Genomic DNA, 16,816 nt, shown 5'->3' with positions numbered 1-16,816 from the left:
AAAATTCGTGAATAATATTTTTCATACACAAAGTGTACTAACCAGAGTTCGCTGGAACTTCAATAGCTATGGCCGTCGCTTCACCTCCCCCTATACATAGCGAAGCAATGCCTTTCAATGTCTGCTTTTTCGGCTTGGCTTGTTGCTTGTTGTTCAGAGCATGAATTAAGGTAACGAGAATTCTCGCACCACTTGCTCCTATTGGATGACCAAGTGCGCAAGCTCCTCCGTGAACATTAACCTTTACCGGATCTAGCTCCAGCTCACGAACGGCTATCTGGGTAACAACAGCAAAGGCCTCATTAATTTCCCACAAATCGACATCATCGACGAACCATTCAAGTTCGGAAAGTAATTTGCGGATGGCATAAACAGGTGCTGTTGTAAAATCAGCTGGCCGCTGTGCATATGTCGCGTGCCCTTTGATGATGGCAAGCGGCGCAAGCCCTTGCTGGCTGGCCTGCTCGGCATCCATCACCAACAGAGCTGCCGCGCCATCAGAAATTGAGCTGGAATTGGCTGCGGTAACACTTCCGTCTTTGGCAAAAGCCGGCTTGAGTACAGGGAACTTCTTGATGTCTATTTCGCCAGGATGCTCATCTAGAGAAACCAAGGTGACTCCGTGTTTACTTTCTTTCTTAACGGATACTATTTCTTGGTCAAACATCTGCTGTTGCTGCGCAGCAACAGCCCGTTCAACAGACATAGCTGCCCATTGGTCCATCTCTTCGCGGGAAAACTCAAATTTATCTGCTACCTGCTGAGCATAAACACCCATTAAGTGTCCGTCATAGGCATCTTGCAGGCCATCAAGAAACATATGGTCGTAAACAGTGTGATGACCTAATCGCATTCCGCTGCGAGCTTCTTTTTGCAAATACGGTGCATTGGTCATGCTTTCCATTCCACCCGCGATAATGGCTTTGGCGCTGCCAGCACGGATTAAGTCATTCGCGAGCATGACAGATTTCATCCCGGACCCGCAGACCTTATTTATGGTGGTACAGCCAACCGAATGTGGCAGCCCGGCGCCGAGAGCGGCCTGCCTTGCCGGAGCCTGACCGCATCCGGCAGGTAACACACACCCCATGTAAACTTCATCAATCTCTGACGGAGTGATTGCTGCCTCTTCGAGCACAGCTTGAATAGCAAACTGCCCCAATTCCGGTGCCGAGAATGAAGAAAATTGCCCCTGAAAGCTTCCGAGAGCGGTACGGCGTGCTGCGACAATCCAAACGTTTTTTTCCATTACTTCGCCCTCTTTGAAGACAGCAATAACAGTGAAAACTGAAACCCTTTGATAATAGTCAGAGCCGGCTCAATTTCTTGACGTTTACGTAAGCATAGCACTAACATTTACGTAAACGTTAAGAAACAAACTGATCACACTTGTAATTCTGTTGGCAACCCGATGTACAGCATAATTGCCAAATGTAGTCGCAGGCTGAGTTCAACATGTCAGTCCAGACTGTTGCCGGACCTCACCATATTGTGAGTCCGCGCCTTGAGGAGGCTGTAAAGTGGAGACTTTTAAAATCAGTGACTTAGCGAAAGAGTTCGACATCACAACCCGAAGTATTCGGTTTTATGAAGATGTCGGCCTGCTACACCCATCCAGAAACGGCAATACCCGGGTCTACAAACGCCGGGACAAAATCAGGCTCAAGCTGATTTTACGAGGAAAGCGGCTAGGTTTTTCATTGGCTGAAATTCGCGAACTGTTCGAACTCTATGACACCAACCAGAGCCACACCCAGCTCAATGAGATGCTAAGGATCATTGACGATAAGCAGGCCATTTTGAAGCGCCAGCTTGATGACATCAATGTCGTGCTAAATGAGCTCCAGATTGCCAAAGCCCGTTGCCATCAGGCCCTGAACAACTCGGACACACACTGAATACGACCATTTCGATATCGAAATTACAGCTGTTCATCACAACTTGGTTAACCGGAGATGTTATGAAAGATCTGTTCACGCCCCTCAATTTTGGCCTTGACGACACCCTCGACATGCTCCGCGAGCAGGTAAACAATTTTGCCAACGAGGCCATTGCTCCTCTGGCAGCACAAGCGGATCAGGACAATCAATTTCCCAACCAGCTTTGGCCTCTGATGGGCGAAATGGGGCTACTCGGTGTCACCGTGAGTGAAGAGTATGGCGGTGCGAACATGGGCTATCTCGCCCATGTTATTGCCATGGAAGAAATTAGCCGGGCATCTGCTTCTGTGGGTTTGAGCTATGGAGCGCACTCGAATCTCTGTGTCAATCAAATCTATCGCAACGGAAACTCTGAACAAAGAGCCAAATACCTGCCGCCGCTAATTACGGGCGAACATGTGGGAGCCCTGGCGATGAGTGAACCCAATGCGGGCTCAGATGTTGTCAGCATGCAGTTGAAGGCCGAGCGACACGGGGACAGTTTCGTCCTCAATGGCAGTAAAATGTGGATCACCAACGGCCCTGATGCAGAGACCTTTGTCGTCTACGCCAAAACAGAGCCAGAGTCCGGTTCACATGGGATTTCAGCATTCATTATTGAACGTGATTTTGCAGGTTTTAGTCATGCACAAAAGCTCGACAAACTTGGGATGCGTGGCTCCAACACCTGTGAACTGGTGTTCCATGACTGTGTCGTGCCGGCCGAGAACCTCCTTGGCGAACTCAACAAAGGAGTTAACGTCTTAATGAGCGGGCTGGACTATGAACGCGTCGTTCTTGCCGCCGGCCCCTTGGGGATCATGCGGGCCTGTCTCGATCTTGTCATACCCTACATCCATGACCGCAAGCAGTTTGGCCAGTCTATTGGGGAGTTCCAGTTGGTTCAGGCCAAAGTTGCAGATATGTACACCCGTACCAATGCGGCACGTGCCTATGTTTATGCCGTTGCTGCGGCCTGTGATCGGGGCGAAAGCACACGAAAAGATGCTGCAGGCGCCATTTTGTACAGTGCCGAACTGGCCACCCAGTTGGCATTGGACGCCATTCAACTACTCGGCGGAAACGGGTATATCAATGAGTTCCCCGCCGGGCGCCTTCTCAGGGATGCCAAATTATATGAAATCGGTGCCGGCACCTCTGAAATTCGCCGCATGCTGATCGGCAGAGAACTGTTCGAGGAATCTAATTAAGGACACGGCTTAATGGCAATTATTCAGACACATATTCATGCCAATGAACCCCAGTTCAAGCAAAACAAGCAGAGTATGGCCGAGCTGGTTGACGAGCTTCATAGCCATGTCCACCTCTTGCTGCAAGGCGGTGGCGAGCAGGCAAAAGCTCGACAAAAGGCGAAAGGRAAACTTCCGGTACGGGAGCGGATTGACGCGGTACTCGATCCCGGTAGCCCTTTCCTTGAAATCGGACAATTTGCAGCCTGGCAGGTCTATGACGAAGAAATCCCTTGTGCAGGTGTCGTGGCAGGCATTGGCAGGGTGGAAGGTGTTGAGTGCATGATTATCGGCAATGATCCCACCGTCAAAGGCGGCACCTATTACCCACTCACCGTTAAGAAACACCTGCGAGCACAAGAAATTGCCGAACGCTGCCATCTTCCCTGCATTTACCTGGTGGACTCCGGTGGGGCCAACCTGCCTCATCAGGCTGAAGTTTTTCCAGATCGGGACCACTTTGGCCGAATCTTTTTCAATCAGGCTCGGATGTCTGCCAAGGGGATCCCGCAAATTGCTGTGGTACTGGGCTTATGTACTGCAGGTGGAGCCTATGTACCGGCCATGGCCGATGTTTCAATTATCGTTAAAGAGCAAGGCACAATTTTTCTGGCAGGCCCCCCACTGGTAAAAGCCGCTACAGGTGAAATTGTCTCGGCCGAAGAACTTGGTGGTGCAGATGTTCACTGCAAAACATCAGGTGTTGCCGATTATTTTGCCCAAAATGAGCATCATGCTTTTGATCTGACCCGGCAAGCAATAGCAAGCTGTCACATTGAAGCTCAACCCAAAGCCGAATGTTCAATAGAAAATCAGCCGTTGCCGCCACGTTACCCTGCCGATGAGCTTTTTGGTATTGTCGGCACTGATCTGAGAAAACCCATCGACATCAAGGAAGTGATCGCACGCATCGTTGATGACTCTGCCTTTGATGAGTTCAAAGCCTTATATGGAGACACTCTGGTCTGCGGTTTCGCGAGGCTATTTGGCCACCCTATCGGCATCGTTGCCAACAACGGGATCTTGTTTTCGGAATCGGCCCAGAAAGGCGCCCACTTCATCGAACTTTGTGCCAAAAGAAAAATCCCCCTGCTATTTCTCCAGAATATAACTGGCTTTATGGTCGGCAAGAAATATGAATCTGAAGGGATAGCCAAACATGGGGCCAAGATGGTGATGGCTGTGGCTTGCGCCGACGTACCCAAATTTACCGTGATCATTGGCGGCTCTTACGGGGCCGGTAACTACGGCATGTGCGGCAGAGCCTATAACCCAACTATGATGTGGATGTGGCCCAATGCCCGTATATCCGTCATGGGGGGTGATCAAGCAGCAGGTGTTATGGCCCAGGTCACTCGCGATATCAAAGAGCGCAAAGGCCAACCTTGGACAGACGAAGAAGAAGCCGCTTTTAAAAAGCCTATTCGCGACCAGTATGAAAAAGAAGGCTCCCCGTATTATGCCAGTGCCCGGCTGTGGGATGACGGCATTATCGATCCAAGACAGACAAGGGAGATTGTCGGCATTGCCCTGTCAGCATCATTAAGGGCACCGATACCTGAAAGCCAATTTGGTATTTTCAGAATGTAAAGGTACACATCGCTAAGAATACTTCTGAATAGGGCTTCAAAGGAGATGAGCATGGGTCAGTCCCCGAATAGAAACAATAGCCTCAACCACAGTAACAGCTTTAAAGCTGAAAACCTGCACACCGAGCCCGATGCAGATGTATTATGCACGATTGACGAAACTGGGATTGCGACAATTACCCTCAACCGGGTCAACAAACATAATGCGTTTGATAACAATATCATTCGTACCCTACTGGATTACCTTTATCAGTTAAAAGCCCACCCTGCACTTAGGGCACTTAACCTAAAAGCCAATGGTAAGCATTTTTCGGCTGGTGCCGATCTGCAATGGATGAAATCCATGGTCGATAAACCTCTTGAAGAAAATCAGGCTGATGCGCTCCAACTAGCCGAACTGTTATATGAACTGGATAACTTTCCGACCCCCAGCATTGTCTATGTTCAGGGAAGTGCTTTTGGCGGCGCTTTAGGGCTAATTTGCTGCTGCGACATTGCAATTGCTGATAAGACAGCTCAGTTCTGCCTAAGTGAAGTCAAACTCGGTTTGCTCCCCGCGACAATCGGACCTTATGTCTGTCGCGCTATCGGGCAACGCCAGGCACGACGTTATATGCTGACAGCAGAAAGCTTCAATGTCGAAACCGCCCATCAGCTCAACGTAATCCATGAAATAACCAGCACCCAAGAAGAAGCCAGTGAGCTCGTTACTAAACTGAGTTCTCATATCCTGGGCAATAGTCCTAATGCGATGGTTCAAGTGAAGAAGTTATGCCAACTGTGTGACAGCCACAGTATTGATGAGGAACTAATAAACACTACCAGCGAACTCATTGCTGAAATCCGTATCTCACCTGAGGGACAAGAAGGACTGAAAGCCTTCTTCGCCAAGCGCCCACCAGCATGGAGCATTGATAATGAGTAAACTTACGGATGAGAAAGTCATTTCCCTGGCTAATAACACCGGAGACTCTCTGACAGCACTCAACGAGCCAAGAGATATTCGCAGGATACTTATTGCCAACCGTGGTGAAATCGCATGTAGGGTTATTGAGACCGCCCAAAAAATGGGCATTGAAACCATCGCTATTTATTCTGAAGCAGACAGGATGGCCAAGCATGTCAGCATGGCCGATCACGCCATTTTGGTAGGTGAAGCGCCAGCCGTTAATTCCTACCTCAATATTGCACGAATTATACAGGCCGCTAAGACACTCGAGGCTGATGCCGTTCATCCGGGTTACGGTTTTCTWTCTGAAAATGCATCGTTTGCCGAAGCTTGCCTTGAAAACGATTTAATTTTCATCGGTCCACCGTCTTCAGCAATGAAAGCAATGAGCTCAAAGTCAGATGCTAAATCCATTATGGAACAGGCACATGTCCCTTTAATACCGGGATACCACGGTGACGATAATAGCGTTGAAACACTAACTGCGACAGCCAGCCAAATCGGCTACCCTGTCCTGCTCAAAGCAGCACTCGGCGGGGGCGGTAAAGGCATGCGGATTGTCGAATCCGCACATGAAATGGCCGATGCCATTGCCAGCGCCAAGCGTGAATCAACGGCAGCGTTTGGTGATGATTTACTGCTCATCGAAAAATATCTGGTCGAGCCGAGACATATTGAAGTTCAGGTGTTTGCCGACCAATACGGTAATGCGGTCTACCTTTCTGATCGTGATTGCTCAATTCAACGACGTCATCAAAAAATCATCGAAGAGGCACCGGCCCCCAACCTGTCGGAATCGCTACGTCATGCAATGGGTAAGGCTGCTGTCGATGCTGCCAAAGCGATTGGTTATATCGGTGCCGGTACTGTCGAATTTTTGCTTGACGCTTCCGGTCAGTTTTACTTCATGGAAATGAATACCCGACTCCAGGTCGAGCATCCGGTTACAGAGCTCATAACCGGGCAAGATTTGGTTGAATGGCAAATCAATATCGCCAGAGGTAACCCGCTCCCAATCAGCCAAAACGAGATAGTCCATCAGGGGCACGCGATGGAAGTAAGGATTTATGCAGAGGATCCAAATCAAGACTTCTTGCCTTCATCGGGTCATATTCATCATCTTAGTGAGCCAGAAAAAAACAGCAAGCAATCAATTGTCAGGGTAGATTCCGGGATCCAACAAGGTGACACCGTCACCTCTCATTATGACCCAATGCTGTCAAAGCTCATCGTCTGGGCCTCAACCAGAAAAACAGCAATAACAGCACTTTCTCAGGCACTTGCAGGTTATAGGCTGATTGGTCCTGCAACCAATATTGATTATCTACAGCGGGTCATTAACCACCCAGCTTTCAACAATGCCGAGCTCACAACTCATTTTATAGAGCATCATCAAGCTGAACTTAATAACGAGCAAGCACCTAGCGTCAAGCTAAGAGACACAGGCAACGCTGATACTGACAAGACCAGCAACCACTCAGGCTTGCTAACTATTTCCAAACTAACACTATTCGCTGCAATATCAGCTATCCACCGGGAAGGTCAGTTTGTACATTGGCGCTTAAATCAATCAGCGAGCCAAACAATAGCAGTAAATCACACCCGTGATGGACATTGTCACTTTCTCTTTCAGTTCCCGGATCTATCAACATCAGTATCAAAAGCGCTTGCACCTAATGGTCTAGAAATCCAACTGGTACAAATAGAAACGAATAACCAGCAATATTACCTGGCCGCTCAGAATATCCACCTGTTATCTATTACCAATATCAACGGTGGGCATCGCTACCAGATAGAAATTAATGGTCAGAAAGAACACTTTACGCATATTGAATCAAATGAAGAGCAGCATATTTATTATCAAACCTGGCATGATAATTATTTCATCGGTAATAACACTGATCACGTCCATTTACAAAATGAAGAAGAAAATCAAGCCATTGCACCTCTAAATGGCATCGTCACCGCCCTGCTTTGCCAGCCAGGCGGTAGCGTTGAAAAAGACCAGCCACTACTGGTTATTGAAGCCATGAAAATGGAGTATACCGTCAGAGCGCCTTACAAAGGCACAATTTCTAAAATGCTGTTCGCATTGGGTGATCAAGTAAATCATGGTGAACTACTCGTGCGTATTGACCCGGATAAATAACAGACGGAGAGCCCTGATGTCGATTTTACCCAAGCATGTTTCTATTGTTGAAGTCGGCGCACGAGACGGCCTGCAAAATGAAAATCTAGTCACGACCGCTGACAAGGTTAACTTTATCAACCAACTATCACAAACAGGCCTAAAGCATATAGAAGCTGGTGCATTTGTCTCCCACAAGTGGGTACCACAAATGGCCGATTCACTCTCTGTAATGAATCAGATTAACCGTATTTCTGGCATCACCTACTCAGCACTGACACCAAATGTAAAAGGCTTCGAACTCGCTTTGCAGGCTGGCGCAGATCAAGTCGCTATATTTGGTTCAGCCTCGGAAGGTTTCAGTCAACACAACATCAACTGTTCGGTTAGTGAAAGCCTTAAACGGTTCGAACCTGTGATGGAACTGGCCGAGCAATACAAGATACCGGTGCGGGGATATCTTTCATGTGTTGCTGACTGCCCCTACGACGGTACAACACCACCAGCCAAAGTAGCCGAAGTGGCCAACGAGCTGATCAACCTTGGTTGTTATGAAATCTCACTTGGCGACACAATCGGAACCGCCACCCCGCTACGTATTGCCAAAATGCTTGAATCAGTTAACCAACATATTCCCATTAACCAACTCGCCGTTCATTTTCACGATACTTGGGGACAAGCACTGGCCAATATTTATCAAGCTTTAACCATGGGGATCAGTGTCATCGATAGTAGCACTTCAGGCCTTGGCGGTTGCCCCTATGCCGACGGGGCGAGCGGTAACGTGGCAACCGAGGATGTTATCTACCTCTGCCACGGATTAGGCATCGACACTGGTATCGACTTAGACAAGGTTGCTGACGCAGGCTGGAATATATGCCAACAACTTGGCAAGTTACCATCATCAAAGGCCTCTCTTGCTATTCGAGCCAGAAAGATCAGAGACGAACAAAAAAGACGATAGTTACTTCGATCAGTGTAACCATCGTCAAAGACAAACGGGGCATTGCATTTATTGCTCAGACCTTAAGAAACGTTGCTCGGCTTCAAGTTCGTTCACTGCCCGCCATATTTTCTGCTCCCTGGATTGATGCTTTTCAAAGTTATTAGTGATCCCTTCAACACTAAGCTCATCCATTGGGCCAATATATTGATCCGCATATCCAGAAAACAGTTTCCTAAACTCTTCCATCGTCGGCAAGCAGTTGTTGTCTTGCTCAAAGTCTTCGAAAATATCATTTACCGTTAGTGAAATATCTCTTTTAATTCCATCAAAGTCCGAACTATCCATCGTGTTATTACTCCGCAAATAATCCTGTACTCCAATGTACAGATTTTCAAATCAAATAAAGTGTAGTTGATAATTTATTACTTATAAGATTTTTGACTTTTTTTAACATTCAATCTGTAATTAACTGTAAGACTCTGTTTCTATTCCAATTAACTATCTGAATATCAAGACACAATGAAAATAAACAACGCAAAAAAGTTAATATTTTAGAAAAACATCTCATTTTTCAGGCGCAGGGTTTCAGCACCATAAACTAACAGCGGATTAAGCTACACTTATATTATCTTTATTTCAAAAGCTTATAGGTTTGTTCGAGGTGAGACAGTGATAGCCCCGTTTCATTATCACCCCAGAAAGCCAGTGTGGCTTCAGGCTACTGCGCTCACAGATTCTATTAAATACTCATCTCTGGTAATAAGTATTTTGCTCTCACCGTCTTCTAATGGAGAGGAATCATCAGAACAAATATCCAATGACTACAACAATGAACAAGCAAAAGAAGCTGAACAAGACGATACATTCCAATCCTGGATTGACGACACACAGCTCTCCATATCCGATACTATCCAAGAATACGGTGCCTCAGTTGACCACTTTGTCGGTAAAGCAGAAGATGAAGAACCCATAAGCAACCGAAGTTATTTACGCCTTCGGTTCAAAACCCGTTACACACACCGTGAACATTTCGATCCTGATGCCAGTGTCTATTTAAAACTCGACCTTCCACATACCAAGAAAAACTGGAAACTGATATTCGAAACCGATCCGGACGATTTCGATCGGTTAGAAGATAAAGAGCGAAGCATTAGCAGTAACAGCGACAACAGCCTTAACAGCGCAATCGGCGGTGTGCGCCTCCAGGGGAGAAAACTGGGAGAATGGAAAACCAATATAGACCTTGGGGTAAAACTCAAATGGCCCTTGGATCCCTTCACTCGTGCCGATCTCCGCCGAGTTGACCAACTCAGTCACAATTGGACAAGCCGGTTCAAGCAAGAAATTTTCTATTACCATTCAAAGGGGCCGGGCAGCCTGTCCTCACTTGACCTCTATTACGCTCGCCGAGATGACCCCTCGACAATATTAAAACTCAGTTCAAACTTACAGTATCTTGATACAGACAATAATTGGGAATTTGTACAACAAACAGAAATCCTTGATCGTATTGATGATAATAACTTACTTCAATACTCACTCGGTATCAGCGCAGACTCAAGACCCTCATACTCTATTACAAACTCATGGATATCCGCAGGGTGGAAACATCGGTTATACAAGCAGTGGTTATACCTGACTGTTACGCCCGAAATCGATTTTCAAGACAAATTTAACTACAAACTAAATCCGGGAATTATGGTAGAGCTCGAGCTATTCTTCAGCTCAGAGCGCGGTATCGACAGGTTAAAAAGAACCATACCAACACCTTAATATGGTTTATCTCAAGCAGATAACCATTAGTTCAGTGAGATACTTACCCCAACAGTAAATGAAGACGCTGACAGTTCATCAAGCCCGATAAGCGTACTGGCTTCAGCATAACCGTGCCAATCTTCATTAAAAGCACCAGAAAGCCCGAAATGCATCCGTCCATATATAGCATCATCAGACTCAACAATAAGCGGCAATACACTGCCAGAGTGATCAGCTTTAAGTTGGCTGATGATCCGTTCTGATCCGCTATCAATATCATAGTGAACATAACCGCGGACATAGGGCTGGAATATCCCCAAACTTGAACGGAACGGGTGGGATATGCTGACTCCTGTGATCACCATCGTTGATTCCAGATTGTTAATATTATCAACCTTAGATATCAGATAATTTGCATTACCTTTAGAAAGCCGTTCGGCATAGCGATCGGTGTCAGAAAGAGTATATTGGAGGCTACTTTCAAAGGCGATATTCAAATAATTGAAATCAATAACATAGCCGCCACCAAGCGAAAAAACCCAAATGTCTGAATCAGCTTCACTCGTGTCATTGATAACACTGTCACTGTAATGCGTGATACGCCTTTCTATATCAGTGTCCATTAATGCGTAGCTTGCAGTAAAATCAACATACCAATCATCTTGGAAATAACTGAAGTAACCGGAGGCGACCAATCCGTCGACATCACTTTCAGTATTTTCCTCCGCACCATCGTAAAACGGCAAACCAAGCGCCAGACCAAATAGATAATGGTCATTCAGTAAGTAATCCCCTCCGAGAGTTAATGAGTAACCTTCTTGCTCCTGGCTTCTCGAGCCAGTAAACATCGAGTTATCATTATTGACGGCATTTGAGTTCACTCTGAAATAGGCGCCAAGCCGAGAATAGTTTTGGTCTCCCAGCAAACCATCCTGATATAGTGTTAGCTCAGAGTATTGGCCACCATAAGTCGTTGGCTGGGCATTCGATTTCATAGCGGTGCGTAAATTACTTGCCCGTTGGCCCATTTCACTGTTATTGCTAGCAAAATATGGCATCGAAGAAACTTGCCCAGGAGGAGCAGAAGCTGAGTCCGGTTTATCGCCTCGAAAATCACTAGCCAGCGCCATCAAATCAGAAATTGCCTTATACACTTCAGAAGATAATTGGCTTGTAACCGACTCTTGCTGCTCGGCACCTGTGGCACTTACGACGGGATGACTCAACATGGTTCCTGCAACCAAGGCTGGTGTAATTAGTCTAATTAGCTTCGCAGACATACAACTTCTCCCAGAAATTATTGCCCTTCATCACAATTAAATTGTTAAAATAGTCAGTAGCAATGAAGTCACTAATTAGTATAGGAAGCGAGCAATTTTGCCCCTGTCGCAAAAATGACCATATCGATAATTTTTCAAACAAAAAAATCTAAGCTGGAAAATTAATGCTAACAAGCCGTAAATGTTCATCTACTTAATTGATATACAGCTCTTTTCTACTAAGACTCAAACTAGCTTCTATATATATTCTGTGGCAGTATTTAACTTTCATGTCATAGGATTTTGCATGAAATCAATGGATTGTTTTGTGTCGAAATCGTAAAGCTAAAGTCACCTTCTATTGAGCAATACTAGCATGCCTGATAACCACGAAAAAACAGATAAAGTTATAATCGGCAAAGCCCTCGTTTTTGATTGCTCGACTAAGCAACTCTTAAACAAACAACAAATCATTAAGTTAAACCGTGCTGAACGAGAGGTACTCTATACTCTGATAGCCAATGCACCCCGAATGGTGACAAAGGCCGAGCTGCTGAAGGCAGGCTGGGTAAGAAAAGAAGTCACCCCAACTTCTCTGTTTCAGACCATCCGTAACCTCAGGATAAAGCTCAAAGAAGAAGAGAAAGGGCAAATCATTGAGCTAGTGCCTAAGCTTGGTTACAAAATAAACATCATGCAGCCCAGCAAGCCTGCCCCTTCGGATGATAAGCCTCATAAAACAATCAATAAATCACGACGCGCATCCAAGATCGCGCTTTGTTTTGTATTGACTCTATTCGTAGGCCTCTCCATATTGCTATACAACCATCTGCAAAAAGTCCAGTTTTATCACCGGACTATCACTGATGATGATAACAATACTGTGGTACTGCTATCTAAACTCGAAAGTGACCTTATTCCACTACATGGTTATAGCAATCAGTACATTACCCCTAAAAGCATTCATGATAAGCTATTTTTTATTTCAAAATCAGATGAATACTATTCAATAGCTTTCTGTAATAAAACTAAGCAAAATTACTGCGATCCAGATTCTGCCCGTGCAGTAACCTTTAAGCATTTTGACATTGATACGTTTTGGCCGCTCTTAACCGAGGAGTCAATGACGATAGGTGCGATGTCAGTTTATGAAAATAAGACCAATATGCAGGCTTCTGCAAAGTCATATAATTTATACCTCGAGAACGGCAACATCTACCCTAATCTATCTCAATACTTCGTACGCAAAAAAGGCAAAGACACATGGAAGTTTACCGGCATTAGCTTTCGTATGAATAAAGATAAATCTGAGTTTGTCGCTATTTCATTTAAAGGGGGGCAATTCTCGTTGATTGAATCTAACATTTCGCCTTTCATTGCCACCAGCAAGATAACCCCCGGATACTTCTATTGGATCAATTCTCAGGAAGAACTCAAGAAAATGGGCGTAAAACTCCCTGGCGAAGTAAAGAACTATGAAAATAGCCTGTATACCAAGGCTGTGGGCTATGACACTTACATGTTATACCGTCAAAAAGGGCTCTTCCTTTGGTATTCACCGGATGTAGGCTTTTACTGGTATGCCCAGCAAGGAGAAACAGACTCAAACTTCGACGAATATTTCCAGTTTGCCAAATGCCATGGGGATCTTCAGCTCAATCCTGATCCAGAATGTGAATAGATAACTCCGGTACAACCTTGATTCCGGCAGCCCCCTGCCGGAACCACAGCTTAAATTGATTCAGCTATACTATCCATGACATCAGATCCTCCATTCAAATTCATAACGAAACGTGAGTATCCAATGAATCGGTATATCTTCCCTGCTACAGTACTGGCGCTAGCTCTCTCACCACACCTCTTTGCGGCAAACCTCGAAGCGGCTGCTGATGATGTCTGTGTTTGCCTTGAAGGGCCTTACCAACATGCGGAAGAGACATTAGCACTCGTAAACGAGGCGCTGCAATCCGGCGACATGTCCAAGATATTAGCTTCACAAGATGAGATGATGAAAATAATGAACACCTCTGAGCTGTGTATTGAAGACCTAAGTAAAAAATACCCAGATATCAGTGCTGACGAGTCACTCCAGAAAGAGGTGATGCGTATAGCAGACGAAAAATGCCCGAACCCTTTAGATAAATTAGAAAGCGCCTCAGTCCCTTCAAGTTAAGTACACAGCGAATACCTGAAAGTGCTTAATACAGCTATTGCCATCTCCGTATTATTTATTAAATTATTGTAACGGCGCGTTGATGGGAGATTTGGCATGGTAACGTTGAAACGGCTACTGTTTAGCACATTCATAAACTTACAGCCCTTTTTTAACCTGGCTTATCCGCTTATGTTTGGCTTAAGTGTTCTAGGTACTACATTAGGGCTCATACTTATGGCGACACCATCCAACGTGCACGACTCCAGCCAACTGATATGTTTGGGCTTTGTGTTGACTGGAGTGTATCTGATGTTATTGAAAAAGCACTACGCGTTTATCTTGGCCTGGGCTGATACTCGTGAGAGCCAAGTCATCCCGCTTAGAACAGATAACAGCCGATATTTGTGAGCAACAACTAGAAGCCTGGTGTAATATCTGCCAAACAAGCAAGTTGATGTCACTCAGTTATTTTTTCGCTTCGCGACGTTCCAATAGCGCTTCAATATTTGCTGTCAATTGATCGATTTTGTCATCAATACTGTCTAGCCGCTCGTTATCCATACCAACCATTTTTTGAACCAATTGGTGCGCACGTTCTTCAGCAGAAACAGACTTGTGGATACGAGTTGTATGAATACGCTCTTTCAGCTCAGATTCAACGCCTCGACCTTGCTCGATAAGGTCATTGTACATAGCCTTACCTTTGCCCGAGAGCTGATTCAATTCATCCCCACCTTTCGCGTATACACCTAGCCCAGCAAGCCAAACCTTATTATGGAGCTTTTCTTCACGGGCTGAATCTTCTATTTTTCGTTCTTGGTCTTTCATGATCTTGTCCTCATACACTAGCTTACAACTGCCAGCCAATGATAAAGCTGACTTCTTAGTATCAGGATAATGCTTTCAATTAGAGTGATCTCACTAATTTAGCGAATCATTCAGGGAAATATGTACAGGATGACGTAAACAAAAGCGGGAGAACATCTCCCGCTTTCGGCTTAGTTAGATATTAATACTAGGCGGGATTTTACTTGGTAACAGGAAGCTGTATTCTTCACGCGTTTCATTTCGGTCGTTTATGATTTTTTCAATCTCTTTCAAAGAGGCATTAAAGTCACAAAGCGGACCGCCTTCTTTTGTTATCTTGTCATCTTCAAACCACTCAAGGTATGGAAAGTTGTTCGTACGGTATTCACCTAGCCTACGATAATAAACACCGCCAAGAATCTGCAATAATGACAACTGCTCAAGCGACTGCTTCATAGGCGGGAAGTTTTTCAGCCAACCCTCTTCTGTGTGTACGTTCGACGGATCTTTGCCCCATACCGCCCCGGTTACTGCAGGTGCAAAGCTCATTAATGAACTTTGCGGAAAGTTAACAGCGGCATGTTGTGCGCTGGCAGTAAATATAATCATCGTGAGCACTTCGGACAACTGCTCACGAGTTGTAATCGGCTTGAACCCTTTTATCGAACCTTCTTTCATCAAAGATTCTGTCCAAGCTGTTACCTCATAATCTTCAGTTACAGCGGCATCATCAGAGTAATACACATTGATATAGGACGTCGTCCATTCCTGAATCGCATCCCAGACCAAAATAGCGTCATCACGGTATGGGTAATCCAAAACATCTTTATTATCTACACAGCGCGTCGCTAAATCGGCTGGCAGCATATACCCATAAAAGTCCAGATTTAGCCTGTCTGTACCAGCTGCCTGTTGGGTAGATTCAATCTTGGCACCAAAGATACTATCAATAGGCCCACCTTCTGCGATTAGCGAACCTGCGGCACTATTGTTGATAAACAAGGTCCCTTCGAAATGAGGTAGCAGCAACACATTAATCGGGTGAGATTCAGCAAGATAGCGATTAGTCGCTATGGTGAAGGCTTCAATGATCAAGTGAGTTCGGCCTAAATGTACAAAGAGCTCATGGTAGTTACCATCCGCAACCTGAACCAAGGTCATCGCGGCCTGCCACTGCCAGTATTCCGCAGAGTTATCATTATTCTCGACCGCATAGGTTAAGATGGATGTGTCCTTATCCTGACCACTTTGTATTGCAACGGGCGTTAGTGATTTTTGGCCCTTGGGAATAGCAAACAGTGCTATTGGTGCAAAGACTTGCTTTTCTGGCCCCTGAGGGTTGTCGGCAAGCATCTCTAGCTCATGGTAATCAAGCAGGTAGATACGATTATTTGCCAGCGCCTCGGCTAATGAATCATCAGCCCCCATCACTTTTTGAAATCCTGCTTCACTAACGGGGAAATTATCCGGAATACTGGAAACCCCTTTGATTAACATTGGATTTTGACCCGCAACCCGGAATCTGGCAAAAATCTCATTTTGCTGGAACACTTCGGCGACTGCTGGCAGAGGGATCTTTTTGAACAGATCTTTGTAAGCATCAAGGCCGGCCTCATTACGGTATTCCTTCACCTCCGATTGCACCAGCCTCAAATACATCTCGACCAGTGACTTCAGCATTTCAGATGTATTTCTGATCAACGCCCATTCTTGCCCGGGCTTCAAGGTCAAAGCAGCCTCGGAAACTTCTTTCAAACCATCTTTTATATCAACCAGATCTGCAGCATCTTTGGCATTGGCGATAAGATTCTCAACTATAGGTACTAAGGTTTGTAGAACGGTGATCTTCCAACTTAAGGTCGGATCCGCTTCTTTCGGCACTTCTTTTACCATAGGAACAGGCGCAACATTTGGATGCTTGAGATCCCAGACATATTGTTCTTGTGTTGTCTCAAGTTGCTTCCGGCGCTTTTCTTGTTCTCGTTTACTGTCATTTTGCGGCAGCGTTGGGTGTAAACGCGGAAATAAGTTAAACATGGTGAGTCCTTTCTTCTTAATA

The 16,816-nt window shown here is 45.5% G+C and carries 14 protein-coding genes; 9 read left to right on the top strand and 5 right to left on the bottom strand.

The window, feature by feature from the left end; genetic code table 11:
* Window positions 1-37 precede the first annotated feature (37 nt).
* Window positions 38-1,249 carry a thiolase family protein gene (locus L4D19_RS07555; protein WP_428451932.1) on the bottom strand — a complete coding sequence of 404 codons (1,212 nt, stop codon included), beginning with the start codon at window positions 1,247-1,249 and terminating at the stop codon, window positions 38-40.
* Window positions 1,250-1,520: 271 nt separating this feature from the next.
* Here L4D19_RS07555 and L4D19_RS07550 point away from each other — a divergent pair, with 271 nt between their 5' ends.
* From L4D19_RS07550 to L4D19_RS07525, 6 genes are all read left to right on the top strand, one after another.
* Window positions 1,521-1,898 (top strand): MerR family transcriptional regulator, encoded by a 378-nt coding sequence (locus L4D19_RS07550; RefSeq protein ID WP_428451931.1) that lies wholly within the window; start codon window positions 1,521-1,523, stop codon window positions 1,896-1,898.
* A 62-nt stretch (window positions 1,899-1,960) separates the two neighbouring features.
* Window positions 1,961-3,130, top strand: coding sequence for an isovaleryl-CoA dehydrogenase (locus L4D19_RS07545; RefSeq protein ID WP_428451988.1), 1,170 nt, complete (start codon window positions 1,961-1,963; stop codon window positions 3,128-3,130).
* Between the two features lie 12 nt (window positions 3,131-3,142).
* A complete protein-coding gene (locus L4D19_RS07540) occupies window positions 3,143-4,759 on the top strand; it encodes a carboxyl transferase domain-containing protein (RefSeq protein WP_428451930.1) in 1,617 nt (538 codons plus the stop codon).
* Between the two features lie 51 nt (window positions 4,760-4,810).
* Entirely contained in the window at window positions 4,811-5,683 is an 873-nt protein-coding gene (locus tag L4D19_RS07535; RefSeq protein WP_428451929.1) for an enoyl-CoA hydratase-related protein, read from the top strand.
* Window positions 5,676-7,856 (top strand): acetyl/propionyl/methylcrotonyl-CoA carboxylase subunit alpha, encoded by a 2,181-nt coding sequence (locus tag L4D19_RS07530; RefSeq protein WP_428451928.1) that lies wholly within the window; start codon window positions 5,676-5,678, stop codon window positions 7,854-7,856. Before L4D19_RS07535 ends, L4D19_RS07530 begins: the two co-directional genes overlap by 8 nt.
* A gap of 16 nt (window positions 7,857-7,872) precedes the next feature.
* The gene (locus L4D19_RS07525; RefSeq protein WP_428451927.1) at window positions 7,873-8,799 is read left to right on the top strand and encodes a hydroxymethylglutaryl-CoA lyase; all 927 of its coding nucleotides are present in this window, start codon (window positions 7,873-7,875) and stop codon (window positions 8,797-8,799) included.
* Between the two features lie 48 nt (window positions 8,800-8,847).
* Here L4D19_RS07525 and L4D19_RS07520 read toward each other — a convergent pair whose 3' ends face one another.
* On the bottom strand, window positions 8,848-9,126 hold the full coding sequence (locus L4D19_RS07520; protein ID WP_160649395.1) for a hypothetical protein: 279 nt from the start codon (window positions 9,124-9,126) through the stop codon (window positions 8,848-8,850).
* A 324-nt stretch (window positions 9,127-9,450) separates the two neighbouring features.
* Between L4D19_RS07520 and L4D19_RS07515 the strand changes: the two genes are divergently transcribed.
* A complete protein-coding gene (locus L4D19_RS07515; protein ID WP_428451926.1) occupies window positions 9,451-10,554 on the top strand; it encodes a hypothetical protein in 1,104 nt (367 codons plus the stop codon).
* 26 nt (window positions 10,555-10,580) lie between these two features.
* Here the strand turns inward: L4D19_RS07515 and L4D19_RS07510 are convergent, their stop codons facing one another.
* Complete coding sequence (locus L4D19_RS07510; RefSeq protein WP_428451925.1) at window positions 10,581-11,816, bottom strand: autotransporter domain-containing protein; 1,236 nt, start codon at window positions 11,814-11,816, stop codon at window positions 10,581-10,583.
* A gap of 355 nt (window positions 11,817-12,171) precedes the next feature.
* On the opposite strand from L4D19_RS07510, the gene L4D19_RS07505 reads away from it, so the two are divergent.
* Together L4D19_RS07505 and L4D19_RS07500 are read left to right on the top strand one after the other, a co-directional pair.
* Window positions 12,172-13,476 (top strand): winged helix-turn-helix domain-containing protein, encoded by a 1,305-nt coding sequence (locus L4D19_RS07505; RefSeq protein ID WP_428451924.1) that lies wholly within the window; start codon window positions 12,172-12,174, stop codon window positions 13,474-13,476.
* 123 nt (window positions 13,477-13,599) lie between these two features.
* Entirely contained in the window at window positions 13,600-13,968 is a 369-nt protein-coding gene (locus L4D19_RS07500) for a hypothetical protein (protein WP_428451923.1), read from the top strand.
* Between the two features lie 447 nt (window positions 13,969-14,415).
* Here L4D19_RS07500 and L4D19_RS07495 read toward each other — a convergent pair whose 3' ends face one another.
* Window positions 14,416-14,778: a phasin-related domain-containing protein gene (locus L4D19_RS07495; RefSeq protein ID WP_160649401.1), complete on the bottom strand. Its 363-nt coding sequence runs from the start codon at window positions 14,776-14,778 to the stop codon at window positions 14,416-14,418.
* A 174-nt stretch (window positions 14,779-14,952) separates the two neighbouring features.
* On the bottom strand, window positions 14,953-16,794 hold the full coding sequence (locus L4D19_RS07490; RefSeq protein WP_428451922.1) for a lipoxygenase family protein: 1,842 nt from the start codon (window positions 16,792-16,794) through the stop codon (window positions 14,953-14,955).
* Window positions 16,795-16,816: the final 22 nt, after the last annotated feature.

The organism is Photobacterium kasasachensis, assembly GCF_050336885.1.
Classification (GTDB): domain Bacteria; phylum Pseudomonadota; class Gammaproteobacteria; order Enterobacterales; family Vibrionaceae; genus Photobacterium; species Photobacterium kasasachensis.
This window is presented reverse-complemented; position numbering and strand designations above follow the sequence as displayed.

What these genes read in the sequence shown, in the direction of transcription:
- L4D19_RS07555 (WP_428451932.1), bottom strand. Translation starts at nt 1,249, where the DNA reads ATGGAAAAAAACGTTTGGATTGTCGCAGCACGCCGTACCGCTCTCGGA.
- L4D19_RS07495 (WP_160649401.1), bottom strand. Translation starts at nt 14,778, where the DNA reads ATGAAAGACCAAGAACGAAAAATAGAAGATTCAGCCCGTGAAGAAAAG.
- L4D19_RS07505 (WP_428451924.1), top strand. Translation starts at nt 12,172, where the DNA reads ATGCCTGATAACCACGAAAAAACAGATAAAGTTATAATCGGCAAAGCC.
- L4D19_RS07500 (WP_428451923.1), top strand. Translation starts at nt 13,600, where the DNA reads ATGAATCGGTATATCTTCCCTGCTACAGTACTGGCGCTAGCTCTCTCA.
- L4D19_RS07545 (WP_428451988.1), top strand. Translation starts at nt 1,961, where the DNA reads ATGAAAGATCTGTTCACGCCCCTCAATTTTGGCCTTGACGACACCCTC.
- L4D19_RS07535 (WP_428451929.1), top strand. Translation starts at nt 4,811, where the DNA reads ATGGGTCAGTCCCCGAATAGAAACAATAGCCTCAACCACAGTAACAGC.
- L4D19_RS07490 (WP_428451922.1), bottom strand. Translation starts at nt 16,794, where the DNA reads ATGTTTAACTTATTTCCGCGTTTACACCCAACGCTGCCGCAAAATGAC.
- L4D19_RS07510 (WP_428451925.1), bottom strand. Translation starts at nt 11,816, where the DNA reads ATGTCTGCGAAGCTAATTAGACTAATTACACCAGCCTTGGTTGCAGGA.
- L4D19_RS07525 (WP_428451927.1), top strand. Translation starts at nt 7,873, where the DNA reads ATGTCGATTTTACCCAAGCATGTTTCTATTGTTGAAGTCGGCGCACGA.
- L4D19_RS07520 (WP_160649395.1), bottom strand. Translation starts at nt 9,126, where the DNA reads ATGGATAGTTCGGACTTTGATGGAATTAAAAGAGATATTTCACTAACG.